This window comes from Streptomyces sp. NPDC033136 (genome assembly GCF_055578235.1).
In genome coordinates, this window is the sequence record NZ_JBVIPD010000016.1 from 81,101 (window position 1) to 106,181 (window position 25,081).

The window sequence follows — 25,081 nt, forward strand, 5'->3', positions numbered from 1 at the left end:
CGGGGCGGAGCGCCTGGCCAGGACGGGGACATCGCCGCCCGAATGAGACCTTCCCCAGGTGGCACGGGAACTTCGGTGGGTGAGCGCGAACCCGTTGCCCGCGGTCCCTGCCTCGTGGGCTCATTCGGCCGGTGAGGGAGATGTCAGTCCCGGTGCGTCGGTGGCGTCGTCGTCGACGTAGGTGGGGATCTGGGAGTGCACCTGCAGCGCGACCTCGCCGGCTCGTTCGAAGCGCAGGGTGACCCACACGTAGTCCCCGCCCCGGATCTGCTGACGCAGGTCCCTGAGCAGCAGGTGGGCGCGCCCTTCCTCCAGTTCGACGAGATTCCCGGTGGGCAGTCCGACCGGGCCTCGTGGCGTGCCGTCCGAGCTCACGATGTCCACGGAGCGTGCGGCGGTCGTCTCCGCGCCCAGCAGCCTGTCCTCGCGTTGTCCCTGGTTGAACAGCCAGAGGTAGAAGGGTGCGTCGTCGCCCGGTTCCCACGGGCCGTCAGAGGGTTCGGCGATGTGCGCGTAACGGATCAGGACCGGTCCGACACGGGCGTTGGCACCCGGCGGGTTGTACCCGTTCTCCGTACTGCCGCATCCCGTCGCTCCCCACATCGCCGCGAGGCAGCCCGCCATGAGGAAGACGACCGCCCTTCGCCACGGCCCCGATGTCCTTGTCCACACGTTCATGCCGCCTCGTTCCTGAAGTGTTCTGGCAGCGCACGCGGCGCCTCCGTAACGCATGCCCGCCTGCCGTCGTCGGACGTCACTCCTTGGGCCGGGCGAGGGACTGACCGCAGGGCGGTCCCTTCACCAGGGAGCGCACCAGCACCGCCCACCCCACCGCCGCCGCACCGTCCGGGACGTCGGCCCGCAAGCGTGACGAGTGCCCGTGCCGACGGGCCGCTCACCCGTCCGGGCGCCCGGGCAGGACATCGGTGACGGACGGCCGCCAGGATGGAGGTGCTGTCCCACGTACGAGGGAGAGGTATGGCCGAGACCGACGCCAAGGGGCCCGGAGCGGTCATCCTTCCAAGCCTCGAGGCCCAGGTTCCGGGCCGGGTGATCTGCGGCGCATCGGGGCGAACCCGGATCGCTGCTCTCGCGGATTCCGTACCTGCCCGAGGGCGACGGCGGGACGCGGGGCGGCGTGCGCGGTCACCCCGTCCGCGAGGCGTACGGCCCGGTGTTCGTCCTCCGTGGCGCCCCGGAGACAGCGGCGGTCACCGCGTTGCCGGCCTTCGGTTCACTGACGTGCAAAACCATGGCCGCAGCCGGGCTGGTGAACGGCTGTGAACGCTGATCGAGGGGGAACCGCCCCCTCGGCCTTTCGGCGGCCTGTGGCTCCGGCCCGCTCTCCCGTGCACCCCCCTGGCCGCTACCGGCCGGCGGTCCTCCCGTCCCCTTCACCGAGGTGACCATGCGCCTGCTTCTCGTCCACCCCAGCGCCCTGATGTACTCGGAGATCTTCCTGCGCCTGGAGCCCCTCGGTCTGGAGCGGGTGGCCGGCGCGGCCCGCGACGCCGGCCACGAGGTGAGGATCGTGGATCTTCAGGTGGCCGGCGTGAAGGAACTGGCCCGCGAGTTCACCTCCTTCCGCCCCGACGCCCTCGGTGTGTCCCTGAACTACCTGGCCAACATCCCCGAGGCGATCCATCTCGCCCACGCGGCCAAGCGCACCGCCCCCGACTGTTTCGTCTTCTTCGGCGGGCACAGCGTGTCCTTCGTGGCGGAAGAGGTGCTCGCCCAGGCCGAAGGGGCCGTGGACGCGGTGGTCCGCGGCGAAGGGGAAACGGCCGTGGTACCGCTGCTGGAAGCGGTGCGTGACGGCGGGGTGGAGGGGGTCCCCGGGGTCGTCACGCCGGCGGGCCGCGGGCCCGAGCCACGGATGCTGCACAGCATCGACAGTCCTCTGCCGGCGCGTGACCTGACGCGCCACCGGCGCAGGTACTTCATCGGGGAACTGGACCCGTGCGCGTCGATCGAGTTCACCCGGGGCTGCCCGTGGGACTGCTCCTTCTGCTCCGCCTGGACCTTCTACGGCCGCAGCTACCGCAAAGCCTCCCCCGAGGCGGCCGGTGCCGAGATGGCGGGCATCCGGGAGCCGAACGTGTTCATCGTCGACGATGTCGCCTTCATCCGCCCGGAACACGGGCACGCCATCGCCGCCGAACTGGAACGCCGCAGGATCCGCAAGCACTACTACCTGGAGACCCGCAGCGACGTCCTGCTGCGCAACGAAGAGGTCTTCCGGCGCTGGACCCGGCTCGGTCTGAAGTACATGTTCCTCGGCATGGAGGCCATCGACGCCGAGGGACTGGACCTGTACCGCAAGCGGGTCAGCCCCGACGACAACTTCCGGGCCCTGGAGGTGGCACGCAGGCTCGGCATCAACGTGGCGATCAACCTCATCGTGGACCCGGCGTGGGACGAGGAACGCTTCCGCGTCGTCCGGGACTTCGCCCTGGCCGTCCCGGAGATCGTGCACCTGACGGTGATGACGCCTTACCCGGGAACGGAGATCTGGCACACCGAATCCCGCAGGCTCACCACCCGTGACTACCGGCTGTTCGACATCCAGCACGCCGTGGTGCCCACCGCCTTGCCCCTGGACGCCTTCTACCGCGAACTGGTGAAGACCCAGGCGATCATCAACCGCAAGCACCTGGGACTGCGGACCGCGGCGGGCGCCCTGCGCATCCTGGGCGGCAACCTCGCCCGAGGCCAGACCAACTTCGCCCGCATGCTGTGGAAGTTCAACCGTGTCTACAACCCCGTACGGCAGTTGGCCGACCACCGCCGCCCCGTGCGCTACGAGTTCCCGATTCCACAGCATCTGGACGTCGGTGACCGCCGCAAGCTGTACGTCCACACCCGCCCAGGCGGCCGATCCGGCGCCAAACAGGCGGAATAGCCGGTGCCGGTGACCAGCGGGCACTGGGCGCCCCTGCTCTTCGGGGCGGTGACGACACCCGCGTAGCCGCCTCGTGCCTCAGAACATCAGATCCGCCCCGTTCGCGGAATCGAATCGTGTCCTCGCCACGCGGTGACGCGCACGGCGCGGGGCGTGTGAGTGGAGGGCCCTGCCTTCTGTTTGGGCGTGAAGGGGCGGGGATACCCAGTCAGGGCCGTGTGACCACGAATGCCGTGTGACCACGAATGAGGAAGGACCACGTCATGGGCCCTGGGGAAGACGTCATCGCCCGGTGAGTCCCGCCCTGGTCGTCAGCCCCTGCCGGGACGCGGCGGCGCGGATGCCCATGTCCGTCGATTGTGCAGTGGAGGATGGTGCATGCGTCCGGTCGAATTGCCCATGCCCGTGGCTCGCCGTCCGGTGGCCGACGACGGTGCCGACATCGACACCGATGCCCTCGAACGAGATCTGCGAGCGCGGGTGGACGGTGAGGTCCGGTTCGACACCGGCACGTGTGCGGCGTACTCGACGGATGCTTCGAACTACCGGCAGGTGCCCGTCGGAGTGGTCCTTCCGCGGACGGTGGAGGCGGCCCAGGAAGCGGTGGCGGTGTGCCGGGAGCACGGGGCACCGTTGCTGTCCCGGGGCGGTGGCACCAGTCTGGCGGGGGAGTGCTGCAACACCGCGGTGGTCCTGGACTGGAGCAAGTACTGCAATCGACTGGTGTCGGTGGACCCGGAGAACCGGCGCTGCGTGGTCGAGCCGGGCATCGTCCTGGACGACCTGAACCGGCAGTTGTCCGAGTACGGTCTGCAGTACGGGCCCAGGCCGGCCACCCACCCGAACTGCACCATCGGGGGGATGATCGGCAACAACTCCTGCGGATCGACGGCCCAGGCGTACGGCAAGGTCGTCGACAACCTGCACCGCCTCGAGATCCTCACCTACGACGGTCTGCGGATATGGGCCGGCAGGACCGACGACGCCGAGTTGGACGACCTGATCACTGCTGAGGGGCGCCGGGCGGAGCTGTACCGGGGTCTGGTGGCCCTGCGGGACCGGTACGCCGACCTCGTGCGCGAGCGCTACCCCGACATCCCGCGGCGGGTGTCGGGCTACAACCTCGACTCGCTGCTTCCCGAACAGGGCTTCGACGTCGCCGGACTGCTCACCGGCTCCGAGTCCACGCTGGCCACCGTCCTGCACGCGGAACTGGAACTCGTGCCCGTGCCCAGGCACACCGCTCTGGTGGTGCTCGGCTACCAGGACATCTGCGCCGCGGCCGACCATGTGCCGGCCGTTCTGCGGCACGGGCCGGCCGCCCTGGAGGGCGTCGATCACCAGCTGGTCCACTTCCAGCGGGTGAAACACCTCAACGCGCAGGCGCTGGAGCAACTGCCCGACGGGCGGGCGTACCTGATGGTGCAGTTCACCGGTGACACGCGAGAAGAGGTCAGGACCAGGGCCAAGTCGCTGATCGACGCCAGGCCCGACGACGTCGACCACACCTGGTACGACGACGAGCAGCACGTCCACGAGCTGTGGCTGGTGCGGGAGTCCGGCCTCGGCGCCACCGCCCATGTCCCCGGCGAGCCCGACACCTGGCCGGGCTGGGAGGACTCAGCGGTGCCGGTGGAGCGACTCGGCGACTACCTGCGCGACCTCAAGCAGCTGTACGAGGAGTTCGACTACGGACACCCTTCCGTGTACGGGCACTTCGGCCATGGCTGCGTCCACACCCGCGTCCCCTTCGACCTGGCGTCCGAAGAGGGCGTCGCCCGGATGCGGGCGTTCGTCGAGAGGGCGGCCGACCTGGTGGTCTCCTACGGCGGATCGCTGTCCGGCGAGCACGGGGACGGCCAGGCGCGGGGCGAGCTGCTGGTGAGGATGTTCGCTACCGAACTGATCGAGGCGTTCCAGCGGCTGAAAGGACTGTTCGACCCCGGCAACCGGATGAACCCCGGCAAGGTCGTCCTGCCGTACGGGCTCGACGAGAACCTGCGGCTGGGCGCCGGCCATCGGCCCTGGGAGCCGGAGACCGTCTTCTCCTTCCCCCACGACGACGGAAAGTTCAGCAAGGCCGCAGCTCGCTGTGTAGGCGTCGGGAAGTGCCGTTCCCTGGAGGGCGGTGTGATGTGCCCGAGTTACCGGGCCACCCGCGAGGAGGAGCACTCCACCCGGGGCCGGGCGCGGCTGCTGTTCGAGATGGTGCGAGGCGGCGACGACTCGCCGGTCGCGGACGGCTGGCGGTCCCCCGAGGTGCACGACGCACTCGACCTCTGCCTGGCCTGCAAGGGCTGCAAGACGGACTGTCCGGTCAACGTCGACATGGCCACGTACAAGGCGGAGTTCCTGCATCACCACTACAAGGGCCGGTTGCGGCCCCTCGCGCACTATTCGATGGGCTGGCTGCCGGCGGTGGCCCGCGCCGTCTCGTTCGCCCCGCGTACCGTCAACGCGCTGGCCTCCGTGCCCTGGGCCGCCCGCGCGGCCAAGGCGCTCGGCGGCGTCGCACTCGAACGGGACGTGCCCGTCTTCGCCGAACAGCGCTTCACCCAGTGGTGGCGCGAGCGCGGCGGGCCGCGCGGCACGGGGCATCGCGGCGAGGTCGTGGTGTGGCCCGACACCTTCACCGACCACTTCCACCCGGCGATCGGCCGGGCTGCCGTGGAGGTCCTGGAAGCGGCGGGGTTCCGCGTCACAGTGCCCGACACGGCGGTGTGCTGCGGCCTGACCTGGATTTCCACCGGGCAGTTGAACGTCGCCAAGCGGGTCCTGGGCCACACCCTCGACGTGCTGCGCGATGACCTGCGCCGGGGCACACCCGTGGTGGGCCTCGAGCCCAGTTGCACGGCCGTCTTCCGCGCGGACGCGGCCGAACTGCTGCCCGAGGACCCGGATGTGGAACGCCTGCGCAAGCAGACCCGGACCCTGGCCGAACTCCTCGTCGAACGCGCCGAGGACTGGCAGCCACCGGCTGTCGACGCCCGCGCGGTGGTCCAGCGGCACTGCCACCAGCACGCGATCATGGGCTTCGAAGCCGACCGGAAGGTTCTCGAACGCGCGGGGGTCGACGCCGACGTGCTGGACGCCGGCTGTTGCGGACTGGCCGGCAACTTCGGCTTCGAGAAGGGCCACTACGACGTGTCCATGGCCTGCGCCGAGGCCGGGCTGCTGCCCGCCGTGCGGGAGGCGGACGACGCGACGCCGGTTCTCGCGGACGGCTTCAGCTGCCGTACGCAGGTCGACCAGGCCGGCACCGGACGCACTCCGCTGCACCTGGCCGAGATCTTGGCGGCGGCCCTGCGGGGCGATGAGGCCGAGCCTGAGCGCCCCGCGTCACCCGGACCACGGGCTCTGCTTCGGCCGGCTGCGGCCGGTGCGGCCGTCGCAGGGCTGACAGTGCTGGCGAGGGCATGGCGCCGACGCCTACGCGGGTAGGAGCACACCGTCGCCGGTGACGCGAGTCTCTGCCCGGTCCCGGTCCCGGTCAGCGGATCCGGCGTGTGGGGCACCGAGGCGGCGACGTGGGCGTGCGGGTGCGGGGCACAGTGGGCCGAGAGGCGCAGGCCGAGCGACTCGGCGACGGCGGCGGCGCGCAGCCAGACCGTGACCCCGTCACAGCGGGTGACACCGCGGGCTGCGCCCAGCAGCCGCACCGGAGGCAGGCCGAGCGGTCGACACCGCCTTGAGGTCCCTCAAGGCGGTGTCGACCGCGGAGACGCGCCGACCGCGATGCCCGGGGCGCCCGGTGTTGCGTACGGCCCGGCTCATGCAGTCATGGGCGGCGGGGACGCCGAAGGCGGCGTGCCCGATGACGAGATCCGCCCGATCGTGCCGACCACGTCACTTGTTCTCTTCCGTGCTGTCGTGCGGCCCGGCACCGGGGCGTTCGTGGCGGTGCCGGCTGCCGGGCAGCATCTCCTGCACCTTGGCCTTGACTCCCTGCCTGATCATGGAACCGCGGTCGCTGTCGCCGTGCAGGATCGCGGAGGCCGCGGCCTCGATCTGGTCGAGCGAGGCGTGCGGAGGGATGGGCGGGACGGCCGGGTCGGTGCGGAAGTCGATGACGATGGGCCGGTCGGCGGCCAGGGCCCGGTCCCACGCGGCCTCGACGTGCTCGGGCTTCTCCACCCGTACCCCGTCCAGGCCCATGCGCTGCGCGATCTCGGCGTAGGGGAGGTCCGGGAGGGCCTGCGACTCCTCGAACTGCGGGGCGCCGGACATGGCCCGCATCTCCCAGGTGACCTGGTTGAGGTCGTGGTTGTTCAGCACGGCCACGATCAGCCGCGGATCGGACCACTCCTGCCAGTACTTGGCGGCCGTCACCATCTCCATCATGCCGTTCATCTGCATCGCGCCGTCACCGACGAGGGCGATCGCCGGCCGGTCGGGGTGGGCGAACTTCGCACCGATGGCGTACGGCACGCCCGGCCCCATCGTCGCCAGGGTGCCGGAGAGCGAGCCGCGCATCCGGCCGCGCAGGCGCAGGTGGCGGGCGTACCAGTTGGCGGCGGAGCCGGAGTCGGCACTGATGATGGCATCGTCGGGCAGCTTGCCGTCCAGGGCGTGCACGACGTACTCGGGGTTGATCGGGTCGGCGTCCACGGCGGCGCGGCGCTGCATGACCTCCCACCAGCGGGAGACGTTCTTCTCGATGCCCTCGCGCCACGTGCGGTCGTTCTTGCGGCGCAGGTGCGGGAGCAGACGTCCCAGCGTCTCGCGGGCGTCGCCGACGAGATTGACCTCGAAGGGATACCGCAGGCCGATCATGTGCGGGTCGATGTCGATCTGCACCGCCCGCGCCTGGTCCAGCTCCGGCATGAACTGCGTGTACGGGAAGCTGGAGCCGATCATCAGCAGGGTGTCGCAGTCCCGCATCAGCTCGTAGGAGGGGCGGGTGCCCAGCAGCCCGATGGCGCCGGTCACGTAGGGAAGGTCGTCCGGCAGTACGTCCTTGCCCAGCAACGCCTTGGCCACCCCGGCGCCGAGCGTGTCCGCCAGCTGTTCCACCTCGGCGCGAGCCCCGCGGGCGCCCTGCCCGATCAGGACGGCGACCTTCTCGCCGGCGTTCAGCACGTCGGCGGCCCGCTGGACGTCCTCGTCGGACGGCACCGGCGCATAGCGCCCGAGCCCCAGGCTGGACGGCACCATTTTGAACTCGTGGGTCGGCGGGCTGTAGTCCAGCTCCTGCACGTCGGCGGGCAGGATGATCGCGGTGACGGTGCGCTTGGCGTACGCGGTGCGCATCGCCCGGTCGATCAGGTTCGGCAGCTGCTCGGGCACCATCGCCGTCTCGCAGAACTCCGAGGCGACGTCCTTGTACAGGCTCTGCAGATCCACTTCCTGCTGGTACGAGCCGCCCATCGCGCTGCGGTTCGTCTGCCCGACCAGCGCCACCACGGGAACGTGGTCCAGCTTGGCGTCGTACAGCCCGTTCAGCAGATGGATCGCCCCGGGACCGGACGTTGCCGCGCACACTCCGACCTTGCCGGAGAACTTCGCGTACCCGACCGCCTGGAAAGCCGACATCTCCTCGTGCCGTGCCTGGACGAACTTGGGCTTGTTCTCTGCCCGTCCCCAGGCCGCCAGCAGGCCGTTGATGCCATCACCGGCGTAGGCGAACACATGGTCGACGTCCCAGTCGCGCAGGCGCTGGAGGATGTAGTCGGACACTTTCGGGCTGGCCATGGAGAAGGCTCCGTTTCTGGTGCTGCCGTATTGCGGCTTTCTCCGGCACTCCCTGGGCAGGTGCGGTCACGGTGAGGCCGGCACGACACTCCATGGGTAACCGGGCTGTTCCGGCAGAAACGTCGTGCTCCTGACGTCGCTCGTGCGGCGCAGGAGAGCCCCATCGGCCGGGCCACCATCGGCGGACGTGGGACGAGCAGGGCCTGGGCCTCCCGGCCCGGATCATCTCGACAACGCCCCGGTGCCCCTTCAACGCCGAGCGGTCCGACTCCCGGGTCTACGCGGAACTCGCGGCGCGCCGTCCGGTCGTCGCCTCGTCGCCTCGTCGACCCGGCCACCCGGCCGTCGGGACCGGTCCGGTTGCCCGCTGGACCTGTTCGAACGTGACGTCAGGCGCGAGTGCGCGCAGGACGAGGCCGTCGTCGGTGACGTCGATGTGGCCGCCGCGGATCATGCCGAAGCTCAGGGCGGAGTCGAAGAACGAGGCGCCCGGGCGGACCGTTGGGGATCCTCGTCCGGCTGCAACTGGTAGTCCAGGCGCCAGATGTCGTCGGGCTGCCGGTGCATGAGCAGCGTGGAGCCGGGTTGGACGGCGGGTCGAACCAGGCGTGGCGCAGCGCGGGCCGGTCGGTCTTCGGCTCGACGTCGACGATGACGTACCGGCCCTCGTAGGCGGTCCCCGCGAGGCGCAGGCCGAGCTGCTCGCGCACGGTGCTGCGGGCGCCGTCGCGGCCCACCAGCCAGTCGGCGGTCATGGTGTAGGTGTGGCCGTTGTCGGTGCGCACCTCCAGGTCGACCCCGTCCGGTCGCCCGGGGGCGCGCGGCGGCTCGTGCGGCCATCACTCGCGCACCGATGGCCGACCGGGGGCCCGCCGTCCGGTGAAACCTGCCCGCCGCACGGCAGGTGGCCCGTCAGTACTGAGGTTTGTCGACCGCCGTGCGTCAAGGCTGGCTCAGGAAGCGGTGTCGCGGGTCTCACCGAGGCTGAGGAGCTCGGTGAAGCGGGCTTCGGTCCGGTCGATCTCACCGAGCTGAGAGAGGATCGAGCTGGGGGTCGAGTCACCGACCACTTTCTGCATCAGCGGGGTGTGGTCCAGGATCGCGTCCCGGATCGGTCGCAGAGCGCGCGGCGCGTGATGGAAGACCTGCCCGAGGGCATAGGCCTGCTGGGACTGCCGGGCGGTGTGCGGCTTGCGTGGGGCTTCGAAGGCGTCGAGTGCCCGGCGGACGGAGGCGTAGTCGCTCAGGTCCACCCCGGCCAGGTGGCGGCCGATGAAGTAGCCGTCCTCGGTGGCCATACCGGCGCCGTACCCCGCGTACGGGGACGTGGGATGAGCGGCGTCGCCGATGAGAGTGGCGCGGCCCTTGGACCACTGCTTCAGCGGCTTGCGGTCGCGGATCACCCAGCGCTGAACGTGCGCGGGGTCGGTCGCGGCGATCAGTTGGGGGAGCGGACGGGCGAAGGCTTTGCCGAGGCTGGTCGCGTTCGAGTGCAGGTCTCCGGTGAACTCCCGGCGTACGTCGTATGCTTCGAGGAGCCACCACTGGTGGCCGTCACGTCCCTTGTTGCGGATGGCGGTCCAGCTGCCCTGCACAGTGCGGGTGTGGGAGAGGACGCACATCCCGGGCTCGGTCTCGACGCTCTCGTCGAAGGTGTAGCCGCCGAAGATGTGCAGGTTGTGCTCGCGCTTGGGGCTGTCACCCCACAGAGTGCGGCGGACCAGGGAATCGATGCCGTCCGCGCCGATCACGAGGTCCGCCTCATGGACTCGTCCGTCCGCGAGGTGCAGCCGAACACCGCTCTCGTCCTGCTCGACGCGCTCCACCCTGTGGTTGACCCGCAGGACTCCCTCGGGCAGCGCGTCGAGCAGCCGCTCGTACAGCTCGGGGCGCAGCAGGCCGATGAAGCCGCCGCCGTAGTCGCGGACAACCTGCTCCGGAAGGGCCGCGCGGACCCGGCGGCGGCCACGGGCGTTGCGGAACTCGGAGGTACAGGGCGCACCCAGGTCCTCGGTGTCCACTCCGAGCAGCCCGAGCGCCTTGATGGGCGGCGGCCACAGGTTGAGGATGTTGCCGGCGGGTCTGGCGTGCGGGTAACGCTCCAAGAGCGCGACGTCGTGACCGGCCTGGTGGACGGAGAGTGCGGCGGCCATACCGCCGGGGCCGGCGCCGATGACGGCGACACGTCCGCGTTTGCCGGAGAGTTTCTTCATGGCGCCTTCCTCAGTCCTGGTCGTCGTTGCGCCGGTAGATGGTCAAGGAGGACTCCTCCACCCGGGGATGACGCGGTCCGCCGGGTGCCTGTGTCACATCGGTGGCGGTCACAGTCGCTCCCACCCGGGCCGGCGCCTCGACCGCGCCCTGCCCCGGTGACGACGACCTTGTTGTCCAGCCTGCTCACCGCCGCGCGCTTCACGGGCGGGTTCGCGGGCGCGTACGGGCGCGGGGAACGGCCACCGGTGCGGCCCCGGCTACCACGGTGTTGGAGACGGTTCCGATGCCCTCGACGGTGAGGGTGACGGTGTCGCCGGGCTTGAGCGGTGGCGGGTCCTGGCGGTCGCGTACGCCCCAGAGTTCGGCGAGACAGCCGCCGTTGCCGCAGGTGCCGGAGCCGAGTACGTCGCCGGGGCGTACGTAAGTGCCCCTGGAGGCGTATGCGGTCATCTCCTCGAAGGTCCAGCTCATGTTGGACAGCAGGTCCTTCCCGACGACCTCGCCGTTGATCTCGGCCGTCAGCGCCAGGCGCAGGAATCCGTCGCTGTCGCGGTAGGGCTCCAGCTCGTCCGCGGTGACGAGGTAGGGGCCGAGGGTGGTGGCGGTGTCCTTGCCCTTGCAGGGGCCGAGACCGACCTGCATCTCGCGGGACTGGAGGTCGCGGGCGGACCAGTCGTTGTAGATGGTGTAGCCGATGATGTGGTCGCGGGCCTGCTCGGGGGTGAGATCGCGGCCCTCGCGGCCGATGACCGCGGCGACTTCGAGTTCGAAGTCCATTGCCTGGCTGCCGGGCGGCACGGGGACGTCGTCGTGGGCGCCGATGACCGCGTAGGGGTTGGTGAAGTAGAAGGTGGGCGCGTCGTACCAGGCGTCCGGGGCGCCCGAGACTCCGTCGATGCTGCGTCGTACACCCTCGACGTGTTCCTCGAACGTGACGAAGTCGCGTACGGACGGTGGCTGGAGCGGCGGCAGCAATCGCACCTGGGATACGTTCGGGCCGCGCGGCACGTCCAGGCTTGCGTTGCCCGCCTCGCGCAGAGCCTCGGGACCCGCCTGGATCAGGTCGAGAAGCGTCCCGGTACCCGTACCGGGGCAGGGGTAGAGGGCGCCGTCGTCCTCGACGGTGGCGAGACGGCTGCGGCCGTGCTGTTCGTACGTGGCGAAACGCATGGCAGTCCTAGGGAGCTGGGTGGGTTGACACAGGCCGGGGGCGCGGCGGCATGGCAGGGTGGGGGAGTGCGCCGAGCCCCCGGGGTCATGGGGTCAGACCGGCGGAGCGACGAAGACGCCGCGGTCGACGTCGTTGAGCATCTCCTTGGCGACCATCTCGTTCATCGGGTTGGACGTGCCCCACTGGTCGGCGTTCTCGGGCTTCGTCAGGTCGTAGATGTGCGGGTGCCAGGTGTCCTCGTCCAGCTTTTCGAGCTCGGTGGTGTACTCCACGGTGTTGCCGTGCGGGTCGAGGAAGTACGTGAAGGTGTTGTCGCCCGCCATGTGCCGCCCGGGGCCCCAGATCTTGCGGGCGCCGGAGCGCATCACGCGGCCGGAGCCGCGCATGTACTCGTCGATGCCGCGCATCTCGAAGGAGAGGTGCTGCAGGGAGGCGTGCGGACCGCTGGCGATGGCCATGGAGTGGTGCTGGCTGCTGATCCGCATGAAGTGCATGACCTCGCCCATGTGCGGCAAGGTCATCGTGTCGGACAGCCGGAAGTCGAGGTGCTGCTCGTACCAGGCACGGGTGGCGTTGATGTCGGGGGAGTTCAGGACGACGTGCGAGAGACGGACCGGGATGGACTCCTTCTCCTCGATACGACGGTGCCGGCGTGCCTCGACGTCGGCCGAGACCTCGATGGTGCGGCCGTCGATGTCGAAGAAGCGGAAGCCGTAGCCGCCGCCGGGGGTGTCGATCTTGCCCGGCTGGGAGATCAACTGCACTCCACCTGCGAGGAGCTGCTCGGCGAGTGTGTCCACGTCGGCGGGGTTGGCCGCGCCGTAGGAGATGAGGTCGAGGCGCTTCTCCTCGGCCTTGCGGAGCCGGACGATGTACTGCTCGGGGGAGCCCTCGGCGGCGAGGAAGGAGATGCCGGAGTCCTCGGCGACCTTGGTCAGGCCCCAGACGCCGGCGTAGAAGTCGAGCTGCTTGTCGTAGTCCGGCACGGCCAGGTCGACGTGCCGCAGGTGGGTGAGCAGACGTGTGCTCATGGGGGGTCTCCTCTGTGAGGTTCAGACGGTTCCGGCAAGGCGGAGCAGTGCTGCCGCGTTGCCGCCGCGAATGGCGTGGAAGTGGGGGGCGGGCAGGTCCGTGACGTCGCGCAGAGCGCCGAGCGGGTCGTCGGTGCCCATGTCGAAGGGGAAGTCGGAGCCGAGCAGCACCCGGTCGGGGCCGGCCACCCGGATCAGCTCGCGCAGGACGTCCGGGTCGTGGACAAGTGAGTCGAAGTACAGCTGCTTGAGGTAACTGCTGGGCGGGTGCGCGCAGCCGCGGGTGTCGGTGCGGGCGAGCCAGGCGTGGTCGGAGCGGCCGATGTGGGTGGGCAGATAGCCGCCGCCGTGGGCGGCGACGATGCGCGACCCCGGGTGCCGGTCCAGGACTCCGGAGAAGATCAGATGGGACAGGGCGACGGCGTTCTCGGTCGGCTGGCCGACGGTGTTGGACAGGTACCACCGGTTGAGGCGCTCGTCGAGCGTGCAGCCGAAGGGGTGCAGGAAGAGGATCGCGCCGGTTTCCTCGGCGCGTGTCCAGAACGGTTCGTACGCGGGGTCCGACAGTTCGTGTCCCGGCGCGTGGCTGGAGATCTCGACACCGCGCAGGCCCAGGCCGAGGGCGTGCTCGAGCGCTTCGACGGCTAGGTCCGGGTGCTGGAGGGGGACGAGGCCGAGGCCGTGCAGCCGGTGCGGGGCCTGGGCGACGTGCGCGGCGGTGCCCTCGTTGGCCAGCTCCCACACCGTACGGGCCAGGTCCTCGTCGGCCCAGTAGTGGTAGTGCGAGGGAGACGGCGAGACCAGCTGGACGTCGACCTCGGAGGCGTCCATCGCGGCGAGCCGGGCCTTGACGTCGGTCAGCCTCGGGAAGCGGTCCCGGAACATCGGGCCGCTGACGGCGATGGCCTCGGGGCCGTTGCGGCGGGCGTCGAGATCACGGGCCGCGGCCAGCCCGGGGTGCCCGGCGACGGCGTCCTCGACCTGAGGGAGCAGGACGTGCGCGTGGACGTCGATCGTGGGTGCGCTGTTCTGGGAACTCACGGGGTGCACGGAGTTCACGGGGTCTCCTTCAGGACGGACATCGTGCGGCCCATCAGACCGGGTGCGTCGGCGTCCCGGACGCCGTCCAGCTGCCACTGACCGAGCTGCACGGATGCTTCGACCACCATGCGGACACGGCCGATCCGGCGTTCGTAGAAGCCGGTCAGCAGGGCGTCGAGGGAGCTCCAGTCCTGCTCCTCGCTCAGCATCTCGGCCAGTACGGAGGCGTCCTCCAGCGACATGGCCGCGCCCTGGGCGAGCGTGGGGGGACAGACGTGGGCCGCGTCACCGATCAGGACGACCCGGCCGCGGTGCCAGGAGCCCTCGACGAGCAGCCGGTCGAACCAGGTGTAGTTGACCTTCGCGGGGTCGGTGATGCTCGCGGCGATCTCCGGCCACGCACCCCCGTAGGGCGCGGCCAGCCGCCGCATCTCGTCCGCGTACGAGGCCGGGTCGATGGAGGCGCGGTCGCGGTTGGCCTCGACGAGGTAGGCGTAGATGGTGTTCTTGCTGGTGGGGCAGTAACCGGCGATGTAGCACGGTCCGCCGTAGGACAGGTTCATGCGCTCCACCCCCTCGGGGCGGGGCGCGGGGACGCGCCAGATGGCCATGCCGGTCGGTTCGGGCTTGTCGCCGATGCCGATCATCGCGCGCGTGCGGGAGCCGACGCCGTCGGCGGCGATGACGAGGTCGTAGCGGCCTTCGGTGCCGTCGCTGAACCGGGCGGTGACGCCGGACGCGTCCTGGATAAGCTCCTCGGCGGTGGTGCCGAGGCGTACCGTCGCGCCGCTCTTGAGAACGGCCTCACACAGAATCTCCTGGAGCCGGGGCCGCTGCATGCCGAAGAGCGGGGGCAGGTCGTCCCCACCGGTGCGGATGTCCTGCTGGACATGGAACACGGTCCCGTCGGGCGCGGCCAGGCCGACGGCGTCGACGGCGTAGCCGCTCTCCCGGACCTTGTCCCATACGCCCACTTCGCGCAGCACGCGCAGCGCGTTGCCCTGGAGGGTGATGCCGGAGCCGAGCACGTTCCAGTCGGGCTTGGCCTCGATCAGTTCCACGGCGATGCCCGCCCGCCGCAGCAGCACGGTCACGGCGTTGCCGGAGGCGCCGCCGCCTATGACGAGGACGGTGCGGGGGCGGGTGTCGTTCATGGGTTCTCCCTGAGATGGTGCCGCGCGACTTCGAGCGGCAAGGGGGGTGTTGCGGGTCGGCGGCGAGGGTGGCGTAGCCGTCCGGGCGCGGCCCGCCCGGACGTCCAGGGCGTTACTTGACGGCGATGGGATTCACCGGTGAGCCGACGGAGCCGGTGATGGGCAGTGGCGCGGCAGTGAGCCAGAACTCGTACCGGCCGTCGGCGGCGCAGTGTGCGGCGAGGGCGTCGAGGTCCCACATCTCACCGATGAGCAGTCCGATGTGGGGGATGGCGACCTGGTGCAGCGGCTGGAAGGCGTCGTCGAACTCGTTGGGCCGTACCTCGAAGCCCCAGGTGTCGGTGGCGATCCCGGCGATCTCGCTCCGGTGCAGCCAGCCGGCCGTGCTGAAGCTCAGCCCCGGCGCCGGTCCGCCCGCGTAGTCGCCCCAGCCTTCGTGACGGGCGCGGGCCAGCCGCCCGGTGCGTACGAGGACCAGATCGCCACGACCGACGGTCACACCGTGCGAGGCGGCGGTCGCGGTCAGGTGCTCCTCGGTGATGGCGAAACCGTCGGGAAGTTCGCCGTCCTGGCCGATGACCAGGCCCACGTCGAGGAGGACGCCCCGCCCGGCGACGTGCGGTGCCATGTGCTCGATGCCGGTGACCAGGTCGCCTTCGCAGGTGACGACCTTCTCAGCCGGGCGGCCGTTCCACGCCTTGCCGTGATCGAAGATGTGGCCGAGCCCGTCCCATTGGGTGGAGCACTGCAAGGGCATGGCGATCACGTCGTCGGCGCCACCGAAACCGTGCGGAAAGCCCTGGCCGCCCAGAGCGGCGTCGGTGCCGGTGGCGAGCATCGTGTGCACCGGGTTGGTACGCCGCCGCCAGCCTTTCTGCGGGCCGTCCATGTCGAAGGCCTGTGACAAGGAGAAGCTGACGCCGTCGCGGATCAGGGCCGCGCCCTCGCGGCGCTTGGCCTCGTCGAGGAAGTTGAGCGTGCCGAGCACGTCGTCCTCGCCCCAGCGGCCCCAGTTCGAGTACGCCTTGGCGGCCTCGGCGATCGCCGCCTCGGGATTCGTACGGTCGACGCGATCGGCGCGATCGGCGCTCATTGGGCCTCCTCCGCGACACAGCGGGTGCGCTGGGCCCCGAGCCCGGTGACCGAGCCGTCCATCACGTCGCCGTCGCGCAGCAGCCGGCCCCAGTGGATGCCGTTGCCGGCCGGGCTGCCGGTCAGGACCAGGTCGCCGGGAAGCAGTCGGGCGGTCCGGGAGATGTACGAGACCAGCCGTGCGACGCCGAAGATCATGTCGCTGGTGGACTCGTCCTGCATGGTCTCGCCGTTGAGCTTCAGGGTGACCTGCAGGTCGGAGGGGTCGGCGATGGAGGCGGCCGGGACGATCCACGGGCCGAGCGGGGTGAAGCCGGGGGCGTTCTTGCTGCGCAGCCAGTCGGTGCCGATCGGTGGCATGTCCCGGCGGAAGACGGTCGCGCGGTCGGTGAGGTCGTTGGCGATGGTGTAGCCCGCGACGTACTCCAGCGCCTCCTCCACGCTGATCCGGTAGGCGGGGCGGGAGATCACCGCGGCCAGTTCCAGCTCCCAGTCGGGCTTTTCGGCCCAGGAGGGCAGCACCACGTCGTCGTAGGGGCCGCTGATCGTGGACGGCAGGCCGATGAATACGTACGGGAGGTCCTCGGCGGCCCGCTTGTCCATGACCGCCGCGACCTCGGCGCGGGCCTCCTCGACGGTGCCCGGGGCGTCCGGGGCGCGGTGTGCGACCGCCAGGTCGATCACGTGCTGCCGGTAGTTGGCGCCGGACTGGAAGATCTGCCGGGGCTCGACGGGCGCGTGCACCGCAAGGTCCGCCAGCGGTCGCCAGTCGCGCGTCGGGTCCCCGGCGAGGGTGTGCAGGCGCGGCAGCTCCTCGTCCCAGCGCTCCAGGAGCGTGAGCGTGGTCAGCGCGGGTTCACCCAGGGCCGTACGCAGATCGAGCGCTCGGCCGTCCGGGGCCACGAGGCCCGGGAACCTGGTCTCGCCCGGTGCCGAAAGGGTGCCGATGGCGAACGGTCCGGAGAAGGGGATGAAGGGTGCCGAGGCGGCTGCGGATGTCACGGAGATGTCCTCCCGATTGCGGTGCTACTAATCTGGCCCGTGACTTCCAATCTGGGAAATCGATTCCCTGGATAACCTGAATCCAGGAGCCAAATACCCGCACGCCTTCCGCCCCGGCACTGGGATGCTTAGTGAATCTGGCAAGCCTCGACCTCAACCTCGTCGTCGCCCTGCGCGCCCTCCTGGAGGAGCGCAACGTCACCCGTGCCGGCCGACGGATCGGGCTCAGCCAGCCCGCCATGAGCGCCGCCCTGGCACGACTGCGCCGCCACTTCGACGACGACCTGCTCTCCCGGGAAGGCGGCCGCTACGAACTGACCGCCCTAGGCCTGACCCTCCTCGACCGCACCGCCACCGCCTGCGACCTGCTGGAGCGTGTCTTCACCAGCCAGGCCGATTTCGACCCCGCCCGCGAGGAACGTGAGTTCACTCTGATCGCCTCCGACTACGCGGTGGCCGTCTTCGGTGCCGAACTGGCCCGCACCATCCAAGCCGAGGCACCAGGTATCCGGCTCAGGTTCAAACAGGTACCGAACGAAATCATCGACGACACCGGGACGCTGCTGAGCACCGCCGACGGGCTGCTGATGCCGCACGGCATCATCAGCGGCTTCCCCGCCGTCGAGCTCTACCGGGACCGTTGGGTGTACCTCGTCGCCGACGACAACTCCGAGGTCGGCGAGCACCTCACCCTCGACGATCTGGCCCGGCTGCCGTGGGTGACGTACCAGCGCACCTATGATGCGCCCGCCGCCCGTCAGATCGGCATGCTCGGCGTCGAGCCGCACGTCGAGGTCGCCGTCGACAGCTTCCAGCTGATGCCCCTCCTGGTAGCCGGCACCCGGAGGGTGGCTCTCATCCAGGAACGTCTCGCCGAGCGGCTGGGCGGACTCGTCCCCGTCCGCGTCATGGAACCGCCCTACGACGCTGTGCCGCTTCAGCAGGCCTTGTGGTGGCACCCGGTGCACACGCGCGACGCGGCGCACATCTGGCTGCGGGAGACGGCGATCCGGGTCGCCGAGGTCGTCAAGGCCGACCGGCCCACGATCCCTGTTCCGCCGAGTTGAGGACGGGCCGGGCCCTTCAACGGCAGGACACAGTCACGATGCCCGCTCCTGGTCCCTTCGGTGACGCGCCGAACAAGACCGTCGACATCGGCGGGGTGAAGTCATGGCCATCGCCGGGCGCCTGGTGGCACATCTTGTACCGGGCGGGCGGTGCCGTGGCTGCGACCACCGCCCGCCCGGAGTCTCAGGGTCGCGCCACGAGTTCGGGGCGTTCGGGATGTTCGTGGTCGCAGGTGTCGTCGATGCCGTAGGTGTCCCAGGCGGGGAACGGATCGTCGGCCGGCAGGCTCTCGCCGTCCGCCAGCAGACAGTCGGTGAGCGCGGAGTGGAGCGCCTCGGTGTGCAGATGGGTGCCGATGAAGACCAGTTCCTGCCGTGCCGGGCTGTCGGTGTCGTGGGCGGCGGAGGGCTCGAAGCGGGCGACGGAGCCGGCCTGCGACCACAGCCCCGTCACGTGCGGTCGGCTGGCCAGGGTGAAGAAGCCCTTGGAGCGCAGGATCCGCCCGTAGGCGCCGCTGTCCATCTCCGCGGTCACGAACCGCCACAAACGCCCGGGGTGGAAGGGAAGTCCGGAGCGGAAAACAGTGGAGGAGATGCCGTACTCCTCGGTCTCCGGGACGTGGTCGCCATTGAGCTCCATGACCCAGCCGGGGGCCTGCTGGGCGCGCTCCAGGTCGAACAGCCGGGTGCCGAGTACGTCCTTGAGTTCCACGTGTCCGTGCACGGCGGGCACGATCCGGGCCAAGGGGTTGAGGCGGGTGAGTGTCGCCCGCAGCCGTTCGGCGTCGGCGTCGTCGACCAGGTCGAGCTTGTTGAGCACGATGACGTCGGCGAACTCGATCTGGTCCATCAGCAGGTCGCTGACGGTGCGTTCGTCGTCCTCGTACTGGTCGAGGCCGCGCTCGACGAGCTCGTCGCCGCTTGCCAGTTCGGGCAGGAAGCTGGCGGCGTCGACGACCGTGACCATGGTGTCCAGACGGGCGAGATCGCCGAGGGTGGCGCCGTCGTCACGGGCGAAGGCGAAGGTGGCCGCGACCGGCATGGGTTCGGAGATGCCGCTGGACTCGATGAGGAGGTAGTCGAACCGCCCTTCCCGGGCAAGCTGGTCCACCTCCACCAGCAGGTCGTCGCGGAGCGTGCAGCAGATGCACCCGTTGGTCATCTCGACCAGACGTTCCTCGGTGCGTGACAGCGCGGCCTCGCCGCCGCGCACGAGCGCCGCGTCGATGTTGACCTCGCTCATGTCGTTGACGATGACCGCGACGCGCAGCCCCTCACGGTTGCCGAGCACATGGTTGAGCAGCGTGGTCTTCCCCGCGCCGAGGAAGCCGGACAGAACGGTCACCGGCAGTTGGTCGTGCGCCATGCCTGTCCCTCTCAGCCCTGGGGGCGCAGCAGCCCGCGCTCGTAGGCCCTGACCAGGTTCTGCGGTACGAGGTGACGCACACCGTCGACTGTGACCGGCACCAGCGTCGGCGTGGCGGCCTTCCACTGGGCGCGGCGGTGCCGGGTGTTGCTGCGGGACATCTTCCGCTTGGGGACGGCCATGGTTCTCCTTCTCGGGTGTGCGAGAACAGTACATGAAAATGAATCCCATTACGAGATGGAGATGGAGCGCATGTGTGCCGGTCAGATGCCCGTTCCGGCCGCCAGGCGTGCCGTGGTTTCCATGAGCGAGATGGTGAACGGGTGGCCAGGGGTGGTCAGGATGCGCTGGGCAGGGCCTTGCTCGACGAGTTCGCCGGCGTCCAGGACGGCGATGCGGTGGGCGAGGGCCGCGGTGTCCAGGTCGTGGGTGATCAGTATCAGGGACAGGTCGTCGCGGTCGCGGACCAGTGTCGTGAGGATGTCGAGGATGCCCCGGCGGGTGATCGTGTCGAGGCCGGAGGTGATCTCGTCGCAGATGAGGACGCGGGGGTGGGCGAGCAGGGCGCGGGCGAGGGCGGCGCGCTGGAGTTCGCCGCCGGAGAGCTGACCGGGTCGCCGGTGGACCAGATCCTCGGGGAGGCCGAGGCGGGTGAGGGCGGTCAGGGCTTCCTGCGTCGCGGTGTCCGCGTCGGTGCCGCGCAGGCGGATCGCGGTGCGGGCGACCTGGTGGAGTACGGGGCGGTGTTCGTCGAACGCTGCGCGCGCGTCCTGGAAGACGTACTGTACGGCCGCGAGGTGCGTACGGCTGCGGTCGCGCAGGCTGGGGGGCAGCGGTGTGCCGTCGAGAAGGATCTGGCCGTCGTGGTCGCGGTGGAGGCCGGCGAGACAGCGGGCGAGGGTGGTCTTGCCGCTGCCGGAGCGGCCGACGACGGCCAGGCACTCACCCGGGTGCAGGTCCAGTCGGGGGGTGCGCAGCACCACGGTCGTGCCGCGTGCGCCGTCGTGGTGGCGGGCGGTGAGGTCGCGTATCCGCAGCGCGGGCTGCTCGGTGCCGGTGAAACTGTCCGCTTCCGGGAACTGCCGCTGTTCGCTGAGCAGTTCGCGGGTCCATTCATGCTGGGGCGCCAGCCAGACGCGTGGTGCCGGGCCCGACTCGACGACCCGGCCCGCCCGCATGACGATCACGTCGTCGGCGAGTGCGCGTACGACGTCCAGGTCATGGCTGAGCAGGACGACGGCGATGCCGCGGGCCGCGACGGCCGCCAGCTGGTCGACGATGCGGCTCTTGGTCAGGGCGTCCTGGCCGGTGGTGGGCTCGTCGGCGACGATGACGCGGGCGCCGAGCAGCAGGGCCTGGGCGAGGACGACGCGTTGCTGCTGGCCGCCGGAGAGCTGGTGCGGGTAGCGCCGCAGCAGGGGTTCGGCGTCCGGTAGTTGGGCTTCAGCGAGGGCGAGCAGGACGCGTTCGCGGGCCGCCGTCCGGCGTTGCCCCAGCGGTAGGTGGGCGACCTGGGCGCGGGCGATGTCGGTGAGCAGGGCGGAGATACGGCGGGCGGGGTTGAGGACGGCTGCCGGGTGCTGGGGAATGTAGCCGGCCAGGCCGTCGGACGTCAGACGTACGTCGCCGGTGACATGGGCGCCGGGCGGGTACTCGCCGAGCAGGGCGAGGCCGGTGGTGGTCTTGCCGCTGCCGGAGGCGCCGACCAGCGCCGTGACATTGCCGGGCAGGGCCTTGAGGCTGACCCCGTCGACGATCGCCCTGCCCTCGATCTCGACGCGCAGGTCGCGGATCTCGGCCACGGGATCCGCGGTGGTGTCGTTCTCGTGGTTCACGGACGTGCTTCCTTCTCTGTCCGGCTCCGGCTCCGGAGGCTTCCGCCCGTGCCTCCGGATGTGGCTGTGCGGGCGGGGGCGCCCTGTCTCCCGCCCTTGTCCAGCGCGGCGTCGAAGAGGAGGTTGGTGCCCATGGTCAGGCCGACGATCAGCAGGGCGGGAACGACGACGGCCCAGGGCTGGACGAACAGGCCGGTGCGGTTGCGGTCGACCATGACGGCCCAGTCGGCGGCGTCGGGCGCCACGCCGACGCCGAGGAAGGCGGCCGTGGCGACCAGGTACAGCACGCCGGTCAGCCGGGTGCCGGCGTCGGCGGCCAGGGTGCGCAGCATGGAGCGGCCGACGTAGCCGACGGCCATGCGCCACCACGTCTCGCCCTGCATGCGCAGCGCCTCGACCGCGGGGCGGGCGGCGGCCTCGGTGGCGGCGGCGCGCACGAGGCGGGCCGCGTCGGGCACGTTGACCAGCGCGACCAGCAGGGCGAGGCCGACGGCGCCGGGGGAGAACACCGTCGCCGCCAGCAGGATCAGCAGCAGCGACGGGACGGCGAGAAGAACGTCGAGGGGCCGCATCAGCGCTTCCTCCAGCCAGCGGCGGTGGGTGAGCGCGCTGAGCAGGCCGATGGGCAGGGCCACGAGGTAGGCCAGGGCGGTCGCGGCGAGGGCGGTCAGCACGACCGGCCGGCCGCCGTGCAGCACCTGCTGCCAGACGTCGCGGCCGACGAAGTCGGTGCCGAGCCAGTGCCCGTCGCCGCGAGTGAAGGACGCGGCTCGGGGGCCTGGTTCGCCCGCGAACAGCGGGCCGAGGAGCGCCAGGACGAGGGGTACCGCGATGACCGCGATGCCGAGGGTGAAGCGGCCCGTACGCAGGATCCTCACGCGGCCACCCCCGCCCGGGGCGCGAGCCGGTGGGCGACCAGGTCGGCGCCGAGGTTGAGCACGACGGTGAGGACGCCGAACACCACGGCGAGACCCTGGACGACGGGTACGTCGCGTTCGGCGACGGCGTTGAGCAGGACGGTGCCGAGTCCGGGGATCACGTACAGCGCCTCCACGACGATGACGCCGCACAGCAGCCAGTCGATGGTGCGGGCGAGTTGCTGGGCGGCGGGGGCGAGGGCATTGGGCAGGGCGTGGGTGTAGCGGACGCGGGCGCCGGAGATGCCGTAGCGGCGAGCCTGGGCCACGTACGGGGAGGCGAGCGCGTCGATCATGCCGGCGCGTACCAGACGCACCAGGGAGCACACGGGCCGGGCGAGCAGGACGAGGACGGGCAGGACGAGTGCGGCAGGGTGGGCGAGCAGGTCGGTGCCGTAGCCGACGGCGGTCGGCGGCAGCCAGCCCAGCCGGATCGCGAGGACGGTCACCAGCAGCACGCCGAGGGCGAACTCGGGCACCGCGTACACGGCGAGCGTGACGGAGCTGACCAGCCGGTCGATCAGCCGCCCCTCGTGGCGGGCGGCCAGCACGCCGAGGCCGAAGCCGACGGGGATGAGCAGGGCAACGGTGAGCGCGGCCAGCAGCAGGGTGGGGCCGAAGCCGTCGGCGATGTACTGGCCTACCGGGCGGCCGGAGGCCAGGGAGGTGCCGAAGTCGCCGTGCAACAGGCCCGCCGCCCAGTCGGTCAGCCGCTCCACCGCGGGCCGGTCCAGCTGCATGGCCTCGCGGATCGCGGCGATGCGCGCCGGGTCGGGCTGGTCCCCGGCGAGGGCGACGGCGGCGTCACCCGGCAGCGCCTCGGTGAGCGCGAAGACCAGCAGCACCACGGCCACGGTCTGCGCGACGCCGAGGAGCAGCCGCCGGGCGACGAAGGAGCGAAGTCCGCTCACGCGAGCCACACCTTGTCGAAGCGGGCCCAGTCGATGGTGTTGGCGGGCGCCTTGGTCTCAACCCCCTTCACCGTCCGGGCCGTTCCGATGATCCAGTCCGCGAAGCCCCAGATCAGGAAGCCGCCCTCGCCGTACAGGCGGCGCTGCATGCGCTCGTAGACGGCGGCGCGGTCGGTCTTCTCGGGGGTGGACTGGGCCTGCTGGTAGAGGGCGTCGAAGTCCTTGTGCTGCCACTTGGTGGCGTTGGTGGTGGAGTCGGTGAGCAGGCGCTGGGAGATGTGGGCCTCGATGGGCATGGCGCCGGAGCGGTAGCAGCACAGGGTGCCGGAGTCGAGGATGTCGCTCCAGTAGGAGTCCTTGCTGCCCATCTTGACGTCGATGGTGACGCCTGCCTTCTTCGCCTGGTCGCGGAAGATGCTGGCCGCTTCGGTGAATCCGGCGGCGACGGCCGAGGTGTCGAGGGTGACCTTGAGGTTCTCGGCGCCGGCCTGCTTGAGCAGGGCGCGGGCCTTGTCGAGGTCCTGCTCGCGCTGGGGAAGGCCGTCGGCGTAGTACTCGTAGCCCTTGCCGAACAGGTCGTTGCCGATCTCCCCGGCGCCGGACAGAGCGCCGTCGACGAGTTCCCTGCGGTCGGCGATGAGGAAGAACGCCTGGCGCACCCGCTTGTCGTCGAAGGGCGCCCGGTCGGTCTTCATGCAGAAGCCTTGCATGGCGCTGCCCTGCAGCCGCACGATCTCGATCTGTCCCTTGCCCTCGTGGGCGCGGGCGGTGGTCGGGTTGAGTTCGTGGGCGTACTCCACCTGCCCGCCGATGAGGGCGTTGACCCGGGCGGACTCCTCGTTGGCGACGACGAACTCGATCTCGTCGAGGTACGGGGCGCCCTCCCAGTAGTCGTCGTTTCGGTGGAAGACCGCTGAGCGGCCCGGGGCGAACGACCCGAACCGGAACGGGCCCGAACCGATCGGCTTCTTGTCGAACTCGGTGGCGTTCTCGGGCACGATGTATGCGCCGAACGCGGCCAGGACGTTGGGGAATTCGGCTGCCGGGCGCTTGAGGACGAACTCGATCGACCGCTCGCCGGTGGCGCGGCTGGCCTTGAGGTCGATCGGTTCCAGGGACGCCTTGGCTCTGAACGCCTGCTTCGGATCGGCGATGCGGCGGTAGCTGTGGAGGACGTCCTTCGCGGTGACCGGCTTGCCGTCGTGGAAGGTGGCCTCGCGCAGGGTGACCTGCCAGCGGTCGAGGGTCTTGTTCGGCTCCCACTTCTCCGCGAGGCGGGGCTGGGCGGAGAGGTCGGGGCCGTAGTCGGCGAGTTTGTCGTAGAGGGCCTTGGCGCGGGCGACGTCGGCGAACAGGTTGGCCAGGTGCGGGTCGAGGGTCTCGCTGGCGCCGCCGCCCGCGAACGCGGCGCGCAGCCGCCCGCCCCGCTTCGGTGCGCCGTCGCCCTTGCTCTCGCCGTCTCCGGAGCCGGAGCCTGAGCCGCCGCATCCGGCGAGGGTGAGTGCGCCGAGCGAGGCGGCACCGGTGGCGGCGAGGAAGCCGCGGCGGCGCAGGCCCGGGAAGCGGTCCGGGGAGGGGAAAGAGCGGGTGGATTCGTCGTGCATGCGTGTTTCCTCAGGGTGTGTGGATGTGCCGTTGCGGTGCGGGGGGCGGCAGTTTCGGGGCGTCAGAACGCGGGGACGGGCCC

18 protein-coding genes and 2 pseudogenes are annotated in these 25,081 nt (G+C 70.7%); 3 read left to right on the forward strand and 17 right to left on the reverse strand.

The features are described from left to right. Positions 1-120: 120 nt before the first annotated feature. Entirely contained in the window at positions 121-678 is a 558-nt protein-coding gene (locus ACZ5TL_RS26715) for a copper chaperone PCu(A)C (RefSeq protein ID WP_468592898.1), read from the reverse strand. Positions 679-1,408: 730 nt separating this feature from the next. On the opposite strand from ACZ5TL_RS26715, the gene hpnR reads away from it, so the two are divergent. Further along, entirely contained in the window at positions 1,409-2,902 is a 1,494-nt protein-coding gene (gene hpnR, locus ACZ5TL_RS26720) for a hopanoid C-3 methylase HpnR (RefSeq protein ID WP_468592900.1), read from the forward strand. Between the two features lie 378 nt (positions 2,903-3,280). Beyond that, a complete protein-coding gene (locus tag ACZ5TL_RS26725; protein WP_468592901.1) occupies positions 3,281-6,343 on the forward strand; it encodes an FAD-binding and (Fe-S)-binding domain-containing protein in 3,063 nt (1,020 codons plus the stop codon). A gap of 405 nt (positions 6,344-6,748) precedes the next feature. Here the strand turns inward: ACZ5TL_RS26725 and ACZ5TL_RS26730 are convergent, their stop codons facing one another. The 10 genes and pseudogenes from ACZ5TL_RS26730 to ACZ5TL_RS26775 all read right to left on the reverse strand — a co-directional run bounded on the left by ACZ5TL_RS26730 (position 6,749) and on the right by ACZ5TL_RS26775 (position 17,304). Continuing rightward, complete coding sequence (locus ACZ5TL_RS26730) at positions 6,749-8,593, reverse strand: thiamine pyrophosphate-requiring protein (protein WP_468592903.1); 1,845 nt, start codon at positions 8,591-8,593, stop codon at positions 6,749-6,751. Positions 8,594-9,020: 427 nt separating this feature from the next. After that, positions 9,021-9,095 (reverse strand): annotated as a pseudogene (locus ACZ5TL_RS26735) (succinyl-CoA--3-ketoacid-CoA transferase); the annotation flags it as partial. Positions 9,096-9,231: 136 nt separating this feature from the next. Next, a pseudogene (locus ACZ5TL_RS26740) lies at positions 9,232-9,384 on the reverse strand (FAD-dependent monooxygenase); the annotation flags it as partial. A 162-nt stretch (positions 9,385-9,546) separates the two neighbouring features. After that, positions 9,547-10,806, reverse strand: a complete 1,260-nt coding sequence (locus tag ACZ5TL_RS26745; protein ID WP_468592904.1) for an FAD-dependent oxidoreductase — start codon at positions 10,804-10,806, stop codon at positions 9,547-9,549. Between the two features lie 199 nt (positions 10,807-11,005). Beyond that, on the reverse strand, positions 11,006-11,977 hold the full coding sequence (locus tag ACZ5TL_RS26750; protein ID WP_468592906.1) for a fumarylacetoacetate hydrolase family protein: 972 nt from the start codon (positions 11,975-11,977) through the stop codon (positions 11,006-11,008). A gap of 93 nt (positions 11,978-12,070) precedes the next feature. Continuing rightward, positions 12,071-13,009, reverse strand: a complete 939-nt coding sequence (locus ACZ5TL_RS26755; RefSeq protein WP_468592908.1) for a VOC family protein — start codon at positions 13,007-13,009, stop codon at positions 12,071-12,073. 21 nt (positions 13,010-13,030) lie between these two features. Continuing rightward, positions 13,031-14,068, reverse strand: a complete 1,038-nt coding sequence (locus ACZ5TL_RS26760) for an amidohydrolase family protein (protein ID WP_468592909.1) — start codon at positions 14,066-14,068, stop codon at positions 13,031-13,033. Beyond that, a complete protein-coding gene (locus ACZ5TL_RS26765; protein ID WP_468592911.1) occupies positions 14,065-15,204 on the reverse strand; it encodes an FAD-dependent oxidoreductase in 1,140 nt (379 codons plus the stop codon). Before ACZ5TL_RS26765 ends, ACZ5TL_RS26760 begins: the two co-directional genes overlap by 4 nt. Before the next feature lie 112 nt (positions 15,205-15,316). Beyond that, entirely contained in the window at positions 15,317-16,297 is a 981-nt protein-coding gene (locus ACZ5TL_RS26770; RefSeq protein ID WP_468592913.1) for a cyclase family protein, read from the reverse strand. Then, positions 16,294-17,304 (reverse strand): fumarylacetoacetate hydrolase family protein, encoded by a 1,011-nt coding sequence (locus ACZ5TL_RS26775; RefSeq protein ID WP_468593009.1) that lies wholly within the window; start codon positions 17,302-17,304, stop codon positions 16,294-16,296. The genes ACZ5TL_RS26770 and ACZ5TL_RS26775 overlap by 4 nt, the downstream gene beginning before the upstream one ends. A 125-nt stretch (positions 17,305-17,429) precedes the next feature. Here ACZ5TL_RS26775 and ACZ5TL_RS26780 point away from each other — a divergent pair, with 125 nt between their 5' ends. Then, positions 17,430-18,365, forward strand: a complete 936-nt coding sequence (locus tag ACZ5TL_RS26780; RefSeq protein WP_468592915.1) for a LysR family transcriptional regulator — start codon at positions 17,430-17,432, stop codon at positions 18,363-18,365. A gap of 184 nt (positions 18,366-18,549) precedes the next feature. Here ACZ5TL_RS26780 and ACZ5TL_RS26785 read toward each other — a convergent pair whose 3' ends face one another. The 6 genes from ACZ5TL_RS26785 to ACZ5TL_RS26810 form a co-directional block, all read right to left on the reverse strand. Continuing rightward, positions 18,550-19,731, reverse strand: a complete 1,182-nt coding sequence (locus ACZ5TL_RS26785; RefSeq protein WP_468592917.1) for a GTP-binding protein — start codon at positions 19,729-19,731, stop codon at positions 18,550-18,552. 11 nt (positions 19,732-19,742) lie between these two features. Beyond that, on the reverse strand, positions 19,743-19,913 hold the full coding sequence (gene rpmF / locus ACZ5TL_RS26790; RefSeq protein WP_184901208.1) for a 50S ribosomal protein L32: 171 nt from the start codon (positions 19,911-19,913) through the stop codon (positions 19,743-19,745). Positions 19,914-19,994: 81 nt separating this feature from the next. After that, on the reverse strand, positions 19,995-21,566 hold the full coding sequence (locus ACZ5TL_RS26795) for an ABC transporter ATP-binding protein (protein ID WP_468592919.1): 1,572 nt from the start codon (positions 21,564-21,566) through the stop codon (positions 19,995-19,997). Continuing rightward, entirely contained in the window at positions 21,563-22,444 is an 882-nt protein-coding gene (locus ACZ5TL_RS26800; RefSeq protein ID WP_468592920.1) for an ABC transporter permease, read from the reverse strand. The genes ACZ5TL_RS26795 and ACZ5TL_RS26800 overlap by 4 nt, the downstream gene beginning before the upstream one ends. Then, positions 22,441-23,394, reverse strand: a complete 954-nt coding sequence (locus ACZ5TL_RS26805; RefSeq protein WP_468592922.1) for an ABC transporter permease — start codon at positions 23,392-23,394, stop codon at positions 22,441-22,443. Before ACZ5TL_RS26805 ends, ACZ5TL_RS26800 begins: the two co-directional genes overlap by 4 nt. After that, complete coding sequence (locus ACZ5TL_RS26810) at positions 23,391-24,998, reverse strand: ABC transporter substrate-binding protein (protein WP_468592924.1); 1,608 nt, start codon at positions 24,996-24,998, stop codon at positions 23,391-23,393. The genes ACZ5TL_RS26805 and ACZ5TL_RS26810 overlap by 4 nt, the downstream gene beginning before the upstream one ends. Between the last annotated feature and the right edge of the window lie 83 nt (positions 24,999-25,081).

What these genes read in the sequence shown, in the direction of transcription:
- ACZ5TL_RS26750 (WP_468592906.1), bottom strand. Translation starts at nt 11,977, where the DNA reads ATGCGTTTCGCCACGTACGAACAGCACGGCCGCAGCCGTCTCGCCACC.
- ACZ5TL_RS26785 (WP_468592917.1), bottom strand. Translation starts at nt 19,731, where the DNA reads ATGGCGCACGACCAACTGCCGGTGACCGTTCTGTCCGGCTTCCTCGGC.
- ACZ5TL_RS26715 (WP_468592898.1), bottom strand. Translation starts at nt 678, where the DNA reads ATGAACGTGTGGACAAGGACATCGGGGCCGTGGCGAAGGGCGGTCGTC.
- ACZ5TL_RS26810 (WP_468592924.1), bottom strand. Translation starts at nt 24,998, where the DNA reads ATGCACGACGAATCCACCCGCTCTTTCCCCTCCCCGGACCGCTTCCCG.
- ACZ5TL_RS26770 (WP_468592913.1), bottom strand. Translation starts at nt 16,297, where the DNA reads ATGAGCGCCGATCGCGCCGATCGCGTCGACCGTACGAATCCCGAGGCG.
- ACZ5TL_RS26755 (WP_468592908.1), bottom strand. Translation starts at nt 13,009, where the DNA reads ATGAGCACACGTCTGCTCACCCACCTGCGGCACGTCGACCTGGCCGTG.
- ACZ5TL_RS26745 (WP_468592904.1), bottom strand. Translation starts at nt 10,806, where the DNA reads ATGAAGAAACTCTCCGGCAAACGCGGACGTGTCGCCGTCATCGGCGCC.
- rpmF (WP_184901208.1), bottom strand. Translation starts at nt 19,913, where the DNA reads ATGGCCGTCCCCAAGCGGAAGATGTCCCGCAGCAACACCCGGCACCGC.
- ACZ5TL_RS26765 (WP_468592911.1), bottom strand. Translation starts at nt 15,204, where the DNA reads ATGAACGACACCCGCCCCCGCACCGTCCTCGTCATAGGCGGCGGCGCC.
- hpnR (WP_468592900.1), top strand. Translation starts at nt 1,409, where the DNA reads ATGCGCCTGCTTCTCGTCCACCCCAGCGCCCTGATGTACTCGGAGATC.
- ACZ5TL_RS26725 (WP_468592901.1), top strand. Translation starts at nt 3,281, where the DNA reads ATGCGTCCGGTCGAATTGCCCATGCCCGTGGCTCGCCGTCCGGTGGCC.
- ACZ5TL_RS26730 (WP_468592903.1), bottom strand. Translation starts at nt 8,593, where the DNA reads ATGGCCAGCCCGAAAGTGTCCGACTACATCCTCCAGCGCCTGCGCGAC.